Origin of the sequence: Thauera phenylacetica B4P (assembly GCF_000310225.1) — a bacterium.
In the GTDB taxonomy this organism is placed as follows: domain Bacteria; phylum Pseudomonadota; class Gammaproteobacteria; order Burkholderiales; family Rhodocyclaceae; genus Thauera; species Thauera phenylacetica.
Map to the genome: position 1 here is coordinate 1 of NZ_AMXF01000146.1, position 10170 is coordinate 10170.

Below are 10170 nucleotides of genomic sequence, written 5' to 3' on the forward strand. Positions count from 1 at the left end.
GCCCACCGTCGAGGCCGGGGCGGGCGAGGCGCGCGCCGGCGCGCTGCTGCGCGCGACGCGCTGGACCCGGCTCGGACTGCATCTGCTGCAGGGCGTGCTGACGATCGCCGCGGTCTATCCCTTCACCGGCCGCGACACCCACCAGGCCTTGCGCCGGCGCTGGTCGCTGCGGCTGCTGCGCGTGCTCGGGATGCGCCTCGAGCACCGCGGCGAGGCGGTCGCGCCGGGCTGCATGCTGGTCGCAAACCATGTCTCCTGGGTGGACATCTTCGCCATCAACGCGCTCGCGCCGTCCGCCTTCGTGTCCAAGGCCGAGGTGCGCGCCTGGCCGGTGATCGGCTGGCTGGCGGCGAAGAACGACACCATCTTCCTGCGCCGCGGCAGCCGCGGCCACGCCCGCATCATCAACGAGGAGACCGCCGCGCTGCTCGACGCCGGCTGCAACGTGGCGATCTTCCCCGAGGGCACGACCACCGACGGCGCCACCCTGCTGCATTTCCACGCCGCGCTGCTGCAGCCGGCGATCGCCTGCGGACATCCTGTGCAGTCCCTCGCGCTGCAGTACCGTACGCCGGACGACCGCTTCAGCCGTGCGCCCGCCTACGACGGCGAGCTCAGCCTGGGCGAGTGCATCGCCAACATCATCGCCTCGCCGCGCACGATCACGCGCATCACGGTGGCGGCACCGATCGCCGCCGCCGACGGCGCCGACCGGCGCACGCTGGCCACGCGCACGCGCGGCGAGATCGCCACCGCCCTCGGCGTCACGCTCGACGCGCAGGCCTGAAGCCGCCGTCGCGAGCTCAGCCCGGGACCTGGAACACCGCATCGTCCTCGATGCGCAGCGCGGTCAGCTTGCCTCCCCACACGCAGCCCGAATCGAGCGCGATCAGCCCAGGCTCGCGGTAGAAGCCGAGCGCCGACCAGTGCCCGCAGACGATGGTGTGGGTGCGGCTGAAGCGGTCGGGCACGCGGAACCACGGCAGCATGCCCGGCGGCGCCTTGTGCGGCGCGCCCTTGGCGCTCAGGTCCATGCGCCCCTGCGCGGTGCAGAAGCGCAGCCGCGTCATGGCGTTGACGATCACGCGCAGGCGGTCCCAGCCCTTGAGCCCGTCCGACCAGCGATCCGGGCGGTTGCCTGCGAGGTGGAGCAGGAACTCACGCGACTTCGACCCGGCGAGCGCCGCCCCCACCTCGGCGGCGAGCGCCTGCGCGCGCGTGACCGTCCACCCGGGCAGGAGGCCCGCATGCACCAGCACGTGGTCGCCCTGGACCCGCATCAGGGGCTGGAAGCTCAGCCACTCCAGCAACTCGTCGCGGTCGTCCGCCTCGAGCACCTGGAACAGGGTGTCGTCGCTGTCGCGCCGCTTGTAGCCGGCGGCGACCATCAGCAGGTAGAGGTCGTGGTTGCCGAGCACGATGCTCGCCGCATCGCCCAGCCCGCGCAGGAAACGCAGCACGCGCAGGGACTCGGGGCCGCGATTGACGAGGTCGCCGACGATCCACAGCCGGTCGACCACGGGATCGAAGGCGATGCGGTCGAGCATGCGGTCCAGCGGGGCGTAGCAGCCCTGGATGTCGCCGATTGCGTAGGTGGCCATCGATTCCTGCCGCTGCCGGCCGTCAGCCGGCAGCGCATGGACAGTGGGAGATCGGGAGCGGCCGCGGCGCCGGGCCGCCCCCGGGCGGATCAGACCCGGTAGTACTCGCGGTACCAGGCGATGAAGCGGCCGACGCCCTCGCGCACGCTGGTCGCGGGAGCGAAGCCGGTCCAGGCGTTCAGCGCCGCGGTGTCGGCGTAGGTCGCCGGCACGTCGCCGTCCTGCAGCGGCAGGAAGTTCTTCTGCGCGGTGGCGCCGAGCGCATCCTCGATCGCGGCGACGAACTCCATCAGCTCGACCGGGTCGTGGTTGCCGATGTTGAACACCCGGTAGGGCGCGCTGCCGGTGCCCGGGTTCGGCTGCATCGGATCGAACGCAGGATCGGGCTCGGCGACGCGGTCGAGGGTGCGGATCACGCCCTCGACGATGTCGTCCACATAGGTGAAGTCGCGCCGCATGCGGCCGTGGTTGAAGACGTCGATCGGCCGCCCTTCGAGGATCGCCTTGGTGAACAGGAACAGCGCCATGTCCGGGCGGCCCCACGGCCCATACACCGTGAAGAAACGCAGCCCGGTGGTGGGCAGGCCGTAGAGGTGGCTGTAGGTATGCGCCATCAGCTCGTTGGCCTTCTTGGTCGCCGCGTAGATGCTGACCGGGTGGTCGACGCTGTCGGCCTCGGAGAACGGCATCCTGGTGTTGCCGCCGTATACGCTGGAACTCGACGCATACACCAGGTGCTGCACCTTCGCATGCCGGCAGCCCTCGAGGACGTTCATGAAGCCCACCAGGTTGCTGTCGATGTAGGCGTGCGGGTTCTCCAGCGAGTAGCGCACCCCGGCCTGGGCGGCGAGGTGGATCACGCGGTCGAACCGCTCGGCGGCGAACAAGGCCTCCATGCCGGTGCGGTCGGCGACGTCCAGCTTCACGAAGCGGAAGCCCGACTGCGGCTGCAAGCGGGCCAGGCGCGCCTCCTTGAGGGTGGGGTCGTAGTAGTCGTTGAGGTTGTCGAGGCCGACCACCTCGTCGCCGCGCGCGAGCAGGCGCAGCGAGGTGTGCATGCCGATGAAACCGGCGGCGCCGGTGACGAGGATCTTCATGGAGGGGCTTGGAAGAAGGAGGGGGTCGGACGAATTATCGCATGCCCCCGCCGGCGAGCAGTGTGAACGGTTTCCTTCAACGCGCGCAGGACCACGCTCGGCGTCCTTGCTTATACTGCGGCGGTCGCCTTACCGCCCCACCCGATGCTGACCCGCCTGCCCTACACCTTGCTGTGGATCCTCGCCCTGCCCCTGGTGCTGCTGCGCCTGGCGTGGCGGGCGCGCCGCCAGCCGGCCTACCTGCGCCACCTCGGCGAGCGTTTCGGGCGCTACCGGACGCGCGCACCGGTGGGAGTGATCTGGGTGCATGCGGTGTCGGTGGGCGAGACCCGCGCCGCCGAACCCCTGGTGCGCGCCCTGCTCGCCGAATGGCCGGAGCACTCGGTGCTGCTGACCCACATGACGCCGACCGGGCGCGACACCTCGAAGAGCCTGTTCCGCGACGAGCCGCGCGTGCTGCGCGCCTACCTGCCCTACGACCTCGGCTGCTTCGCCCACGCCTTCCTGCGCCACTTCCGCCCGCTCTTCGGGGTGGTGATGGAGACCGAGCTGTGGCCCAACCTGCTCGCCGCCTGCAAACGCCGCCGTGTGCCGGTGATGCTCGCCAACGCCCGCCTGTCGGAACGCTCGGCGCGCCGCTACGCCCGCCTGCCCGCGCTCACCGCGCTGACCCTGAAGGCGCTCGCCGCGATCGGCGCGCAGACCGCCGCCGACGCGACCCGCCTCACCCAGCTCGGCGCGCGCCGGGTCACGGTGACCGGCAACCTCAAGTTCGACATCACGCCGCCGGAGCCGCTGCTGGCGCTCGGCCGCCGCCTGCGCGAGCGCATCGGCGCACGCCCGGTGCTGCTCGCCGCGAGCACCCGCGAGGGCGAGGAGGCGCAGCTGCTCGACGCCTTCGCACGCCACGCGCCTGCCGAGGCCCTGCTGCTGCTCGTGCCGCGCCACCCGCAGCGCTTCGACGAGGTCGCCGCGCTCGCCAGCGCGCGCGGCCTGGCCCTGCAGCGGCGCAGCGCCGACGCGGCGATGGGTGCCGGGACCCGCGTGCTGCTCGGCGACTCGATGGGGGAGATGTTCGCCTATTACGCCGCCGCAGACGTCGCACTGATCGGCGGCAGCTGGCTGCCCTTTGGCGGACAGAACCTGATCGAGGCCTGCGCGGTGGGCACGCCGGTGGTGATCGGGCCACACACCTTCAACTTCCAGGCCGTGGCCGAGGACGCCGAGCGCGCCGGCGCCGCGATGCGCGCGCAGGACGCGGAGGCGGGGATGCGCGCGGCGCTGACGCTGCTCACCGATCCCGCGCGACGCGCGGAGGTCGCCGCCGCGGGGCGCGCCTTCGCGACCACGCACCAGGGCGCGACCGCGCGCAGCGTGGCGCTGCTCAGGGCGCTGAGCGTCAGGCGTGAGGCGTGAGGCGTCAGGCGTGAGGCGTGAGGCGTGAGGCGTGAGGCGTGAGGCGTGAGGCGTGAGGCGTGAGGCGTGAGGCGTGAGGCGTGAGGCGTGAGGCGCAGGGAGTGTGATCGGCCCGAGGCGCTCAGGGCACGAGCAGCGCGTTGATGGCGCGCACGTCGTCCTCGCCCAGGGTGCCGGCGGCGGCCTTCAGGCGCAGCTGCGCGAGCAGGGTATCGTAGCGCGCACGGGCGAGCTTTTGCAAGGTGTCGGCGAGCTGGGTCTGGGCGTTCAACACGTCGATGTTGATGCGCACGCCGACCTCGTAGCCGAGCTTGTTGGCGTCGAGCGCGGAGCTCGACGACACGCGCGCGGCCTCGAGCGCCCTCACCTGCGCCATGCCGCTGGTCACGCCCAGCCAGGACTGGCGGGCGGCGAGCGCGGCGCTGCGGCGGGCGTCCTCCAGGTCGGCGTCGGCCTTCATGCGCAGCGCGGCGGCCTCGCGCGACACCGAGGACACGCGCCCGCCCGCGAACAGGGGCACGTTGAGCTGCAGAGCGACGCTGGTGACCTCATTGCGTCCAGCGGACAGCTGCAGATCGTTGTTGACTCCGTGCCGGGCAACGACATCCACCGTCGGCAGATGGCCGGCGCGGGCGCGCTCGACTTCGCGCGCGGCGATCTCGCGCACCAGTTGCTGGGCCTGCACGCCGAAGCTGCCGGATTCGGCTGCGGCCACCCAGTCGGCGATGTTCTCGGGCTGCGGACGCTGCAGCCCCACGCCCTCGCGCAGGCCGGCGAGGTGCTCAGGCTGCTTCCCGATGATCTGCGCCAGGGTCTGGCGCGCGACCTCGAGCTGATTCTCCGCCGCGATCTCCTGCGCCGAGGCGAGGTCGAAGCGCGACTGCGCCTCGTGCACGTCGGTGATCGTCACCGTCCCGACCTCGAAGCTGGTCTTCGCCAGCTCGAGCTGCTCCGAGGCGGCGCCGCGCAGCTGCGTCACCGCAGCGAGCGCGTCCTGCGCGTTGAGCACGTTGAAGTAAGCCTCGGCGACGCGCAGCACGAGGTCCTGGCGGGCGATGCCGAACTGGGTCTCGGCGAGCGCGGTCTGCAGCTCGCCCTGCTTGAACTGCACCCAGTTCTGCCAGCGGAACAGCGGCTGGCTGAGCTGAACACCATAGCCATTGCTGTTGTAGCTGCCCGCGCGCGGCTGCGCGCCGGCCGGCTTGAGCTTGGCATCGTTCCAGGTAGTGTTGGCATCCATGCCAGCCTGCGGCAGCAGCCCCGCGCGCGCCTGCACCACCTTCTCCTGCCCGGCCTCGAACTGGGCGCGCGCCGCGGAGAACTTCGCGTCGTTGGCGATCGCGTCCTGGTACACCTGCATCAGGTCGGCTGCCGCGGCGCCTCCCGCGAACAGGCTCGCCATCAAAACTGCCAGGACTCGCTTCATCGTGCTCTCCGCTGGTGCTGCTGCGCCGCGCTCAGTATTGCGGCATGTTGCGATCGACCTCGTTCGCCCAGCCGGCGACGCCGCCGGACAGGTTGGCCACGTTGGAAAACCCCTGGCGCTCGAGGAACATCGCGACCTGCCAGCTGCGCCCGCCGTGATGGCAGATCACCACCGTCTCGCGGTCGCGCTCCAGCTCCGCGAAGCGCGCCGGGACGCTGCCCATCGGCATCGTCAGCGAGCCGGGGATCTGGCAGATCTGCACCTCCCACGGCTCGCGCACGTCGAGCAGCAGGGGTGCGGGCCGTTGCGCGTCCTGGAGGCGCTCGGCGAGCATGGTCGGCGTGATCTGCAGCATCGTCGCTCGCCTCAGAAGCTGAACGCTTCGCGCTGGGGGGCGTTTTCGAGCATCGGCACCACGGTCTCGAACACGTCCTCGGTGCGGAAGCGGCCCTCTGCCTCGCAGGTGATCAGGCGCGCCTTCATGACCGGCGCCTCGCCGACGAAGGCGAACAGGCGACCGCCCACCTTGAGCTGCTCGAGCAGCGACTGGGGCACGAAGGGCAGGCCGCCGGAGACGACGATCACGTCGTAGGGCGCGCGGCCCGACCACCCCTGCACGCCGTCGCCGTCGACCACGACCACGTTTTGCACACCGTTGCGCTCGAGGTTGGCGCTCGCCAGCTTGACCATCTCGGGCTCGATCTCCATGGTGCGCACCCACTCGGCGCGCGCCGCCAGCAGCGCGGCGAACCAGCCCGAGCCGGCGCCGATCTCGAGCACGGTGTCGGACTTGGTGACGCGCAGCGCCTGCAGGATCTTGCCCTCGATCACCGGCTTGAGCATGACCTGGCCGCAGCCGATCGGGATCTCGACGTCGGCGAAGGCCAGCTCGCGATACGCGGCGGGAACGAATTCCTCGCGCTTGACCGTCATCAGGAGGTCGAGCACGTCCTGATCCAGCACCTCCCAGGGGCGGATCTGCTGCTCGACCATGTTGAAGCGCGCTTTCTCGAAGTTCATCAGGGGCTCCCGGCGAAATATTAGCACACGCTAATGGATAGCGTTATCCATGAAGGCAAAACCTCGTCATTCTAGCGCAGTTGCTGCGCTGCGATCCGCCGCCGCGCGCTCCTCTTCCGCCGGCTTCACCCGGTACCAGGCGGCATAGAGCGCGGGCAGGAAGAGGATGGTGAGCACCGTGGCCACGGTGAGCCCGCCCATGATGGCCACCGCCATCGGCCCGAAGAAGGTGCTGCGCGACAGCGGCACCATGGCCAGGATGGCCGCCGCGGCGGTGAGCATGATCGGGCGGAAGCGGCGCACCGCGGACTCGACGATGGCCTCCCACTGCGTGCGCCCGGCCTCGACGTCCTGGCGGATCTGGTCGACCAGGATCACCGAGTTGCGCATGATCATGCCCGACAGCGCGATCGTGCCGAGCAGCGCGACGAAGCCGAAGGGCTTGCCGAAGGCGAGCAGGAAGGCGGCGACGCCGATGAGGCCGAGCGGCGCGGTGAGCACGACCATGATGGTGCGCGAGAAGCTCTTCAGCTGCAGCATCAGCACCGTGAGCACCGTCAGCACGAAGACCGGCATGCCGGCGCCCACCGAGCCGCTGCCCTTGGCGCTCTCCTCGACCGCGCCGCCGACCTCGAGGCGGTAGCCGAGCGGCAGCTGCGCGGAGAGCTCGGCCATGTGCGGCGCGAGCTGGCCCACCACCACCGCGGGCTGGGTGCCGTCGTAGAGCGAGGCGCGCACGGTCACCGTGGGGATGCGGTTGCGCCGCCAGATCACCCCGGGCTCGAAGCCGTGCTCCAGCCGCGCCACCTGCGCCAGCGGCACGCTGCGCCCGCCACCCACCGGCAGGGCGAGGTCGGGCAGCTGCGACAGGTGCGCGCGCTCGGCCTCCGCCCCGCGCAGCACCAGGGAGATGGTCTCGGTGCCCTCGCGGAACTGGGTCACCGTCATGCCCTGCAGCGAGGTGGCGAGCAGGCTGGAGAGGTCCTGGGTGGACACCCCGAGCAGCCGCGCCTTGTCCTGGTCGATCGCCACCCGCACCACCTTGGACGGCTCCACCCAGTCCATATGCACGTTGGACAGGTGCGGATTGGCGCGCATCGCCTCGGCCACCGTCTGCGCGCGCCGGTGCAGCTCGGCCAGGTCCGGCCCGCTCACACGGTACTGCACCGGGAAGCCCACCGGCGGCCCGTTCTCGAGCCGGTTGACGATGCCACGCAGCGGCCAGGGCTCGTCCTCGAAGAGGCGGATGAGCCTGGCGCGCAGCGCCTCGCGCTCGGCCAGGCCGGCGGTGAGGATCACGACTTGGGCGAAGTTGGTCTGCGCGAGCTGCTGGTCGAGCGGCAGGTAGAAGCGCGGGCTGCCGCTGCCCAGCCAGGCGACATAGTTCTCGATGCCCTCCTGCGCGTCGAGGAAGCCCTCCAGCCGCTTCACCGCGGCCTCGGTGGCGTGGTGCGACACGCCCTCGGCCAGGCGCAGGTCGACCAGCAGCTCGGGCCGCGTCGAGTCGGGGAAGAACTGTTGCGGCACGAAGCGGGCGAACACGAACAGCGCGCCGACGAAGATCGCCACGGTGAGCGCGATCACCCCCCAGCGCCAGCGCACGCAGGCGTTCACCAGCGCGCGCAGGCGAGTGTAGAAGGGCGTGTGGTAGATCGCGAACTCGTCGTGCTGCTCGTGGGCGTGGAGGTCGCGCTCGGCCATCCGCCGCCCGAGCGCCGGCCACACCCGCCCGACCACGCGCGCCAGCGCCGAGGGCTTGCCGGCACGCTTGCTGAAGTCGGGCAGCAGGTAGTAGCCGAGATAGGGCACGAAGAGCACCGCGGCGATCCACGACACCAGCAGCGCGGTCACCGTGACCTGGAAGATCGAGCGCGTGAACTCGCCCACCGAGGACGCCGCCAGCGCCACCGGCAGGAAGCCCGCCGCGGTCACCAGGGTGCCGGAGAGCATCGGCATCGCGGTCGAGGTCCACGCGTAGCTCGCCGCGCGCACCCGGCCCCAGCCCTGCTCCATCTTGCTCGCCATCATCTCGACCGCGATGATCGCGTCGTCCACCAGCAGGCCGAGCGCGATGATCAGCGCGCCGAGCGAGATCTTGTGCAGGCCGATGTCGAGCAGATGCATGAACATGAAGGTGATCGCCAGCACCACCGGGATGATCACCAGCACCACGATGCCCGTGCGGAAACCCAGCGACAGCAGGCTCACCGCCATCACGATGATCACCGCCTCGGCGAGAACCTTGACGAACTCGTTCACCGCGCGGGTGACCGCGCGCGGCTGGTCCGCCACACGCTCGAGGCGGATGCCGGCCGGCAGCTGCGCGTCGATCTTCTCCATCGCCTCGTCGAGCTGGCGACCGAGGGCCACGATGTCGCCGCCGCTGCGCATCGACACGCCGATGCCGAGCGCCTCCTGCCCCATGTAGCGCAGGCGCTCGGCCGGCGGCTCGGCGTAGCCGCGGCGCACCTCGGCGATGTCGCCCAGGCGCAGGCTGCGCCCGCCGGCGCGGATCACCGTGGCACGGATCGCGTCGAGGTCCTCGAACTGGCCGGACGGTCGCAGCCAGATGCGCTCGTCGCCGGTCTCGAAGAAGCCGGCGCCGGTCTCCGCGTTCTGGCGGGCGAGCGCGGCGACGATGTCGTCCAGGCGCACGCCCAGGGTGGCGAGGCGGGTGTTGGAGATCTCCACGAAGATGCGCTGCGGCTGCTCGGCGAAGAAGCTCACCTTGGCCACGTCCTTCACGCGCAGCAACTCGCCGCGGATCGCCTCGGCGTGGCGCTTGAGCTCGGCGTGGCTCACCCCCTCGCCGAGCAGGGCGAAGAGGTTGCCGTAGGTGTCGCCGAACTCGTCATTGAAATACGGCCCGCGCACCCCGGTCGGGAAGGTGTGGGCGATGTCGCCGATCTTCTTGCGCACCTGGTACCAGATGTCGGGGATGTCGCGCGAGCGCGTGGCGTCCTTGACCACGAAGAAGACCAGAGCCTCTCCGGGCTTGGAGTAGCTGCGGATCGTGTCGGCCTGGGCGATCTCCTGCAACTTCTTCTCGATCTTGTCGGTGACCTGCTGCTCGATCTCGCGCGCGCTCGCCCCCGGCCACTCGGCGCGTACCACCATGACCTTGAAGGTGAAGGGCGGATCCTCCGACTGGCCGAGCCGGGTGTAGGAGAACAAGCCGATCAGCGTGCATACGATCAGGAAGTACAGCACCAGGGAACGGTGGGTCAGCCCCCATTCGGACAGGTTGAAGCGCCCGCTGCCGATCGGGCCCTCGTCGCGGCGGCTCATCTGCGCACGTCCAGCAGCACCGGCGCACCTTCCTCGACCGCGCGCACGCGCGTGCCCTCGATCAGCTTGTGCACCCCGGCCACCACGACCCGTGCCTGCGCAGGCAGGCCGGCGCGCACCACCACGCCATCCTCGCGCCAGGCACCGAGTTCGACCGCGAGCGGCCTCACGGTGTCGTCGTCGCCCACCATCCACACCGTGCCGGCGTCGGTCTGGCCCGGCTGCCGCGTCACCGCGGGCAGCGGCAGCAGCACGCCGGCGGCCTCGTCCTGCGCCGCGGCGAAGGCCACGCTCGCGCTGGCGCCGAGCACGAGCCCCGCGT

General features: G+C 71.0%; 8 protein-coding genes and 1 pseudogene. 2 read left to right on the plus strand and 7 right to left on the minus strand.

What is annotated here, in order from left to right:
- Nucleotides 1-43: 43 nt before the first annotated feature.
- A pseudogene (locus C667_RS15800) lies at nt 44-909 on the plus strand (lysophospholipid acyltransferase family protein).
- On the opposite strand, the gene C667_RS15805 reads toward C667_RS15800, so the two are convergent.
- Together C667_RS15805 and C667_RS15810 are read right to left on the minus strand one after the other, a co-directional pair.
- Nucleotides 804-1601, minus strand: a complete 798-nt coding sequence (locus tag C667_RS15805) for a symmetrical bis(5'-nucleosyl)-tetraphosphatase (protein WP_004368980.1) — start codon at nt 1599-1601, stop codon at nt 804-806. The pseudogene C667_RS15800 and the gene C667_RS15805 overlap by 106 nt on opposite strands.
- Nucleotides 1602-1690: 89 nt before the next feature.
- Complete coding sequence (locus C667_RS15810) at nt 1691-2698, minus strand: NAD-dependent epimerase (protein WP_004368982.1); 1008 nt, start codon at nt 2696-2698, stop codon at nt 1691-1693.
- Between the two features lie 144 nt (nt 2699-2842).
- Between C667_RS15810 and waaA the strand changes: the two genes are divergently transcribed.
- Entirely contained in the window at nt 2843-4114 is a 1272-nt protein-coding gene (gene waaA / locus C667_RS15815) for a lipid IV(A) 3-deoxy-D-manno-octulosonic acid transferase (protein ID WP_004368984.1), read from the plus strand.
- Nucleotides 4115-4235: 121 nt separating this feature from the next.
- On the opposite strand, the gene C667_RS15820 is transcribed toward waaA, so the two are convergent.
- From C667_RS15820 to C667_RS15840, 5 genes are all read right to left on the minus strand, one after another.
- The gene (locus C667_RS15820) at nt 4236-5540 is read right to left on the minus strand and encodes a TolC family outer membrane protein (RefSeq protein WP_039921818.1); all 1305 of its coding nucleotides are present in this window, start codon (nt 5538-5540) and stop codon (nt 4236-4238) included.
- 31 nt (nt 5541-5571) lie between these two features.
- Complete coding sequence (locus C667_RS15825) at nt 5572-5895, minus strand: rhodanese-like domain-containing protein (protein WP_004368988.1); 324 nt, start codon at nt 5893-5895, stop codon at nt 5572-5574.
- An 11-nt stretch (nt 5896-5906) separates the two neighbouring features.
- Nucleotides 5907-6560 carry a protein-L-isoaspartate O-methyltransferase family protein gene (locus tag C667_RS15830; protein ID WP_004368990.1) on the minus strand — a complete coding sequence of 218 codons (654 nt, stop codon included), beginning with the start codon at nt 6558-6560 and terminating at the stop codon, nt 5907-5909.
- 66 nt (nt 6561-6626) lie between these two features.
- Nucleotides 6627-9848, minus strand: coding sequence for an efflux RND transporter permease subunit (locus C667_RS15835; RefSeq protein WP_004368992.1), 3222 nt, complete (start codon nt 9846-9848; stop codon nt 6627-6629).
- On the minus strand, nt 9845-10170 hold a 326-nt coding region (locus tag C667_RS15840), incomplete at its 5' end, for a permuted SH3 domain-containing protein (RefSeq protein ID WP_004368993.1). The genes C667_RS15835 and C667_RS15840, both read right to left, overlap by 4 nt.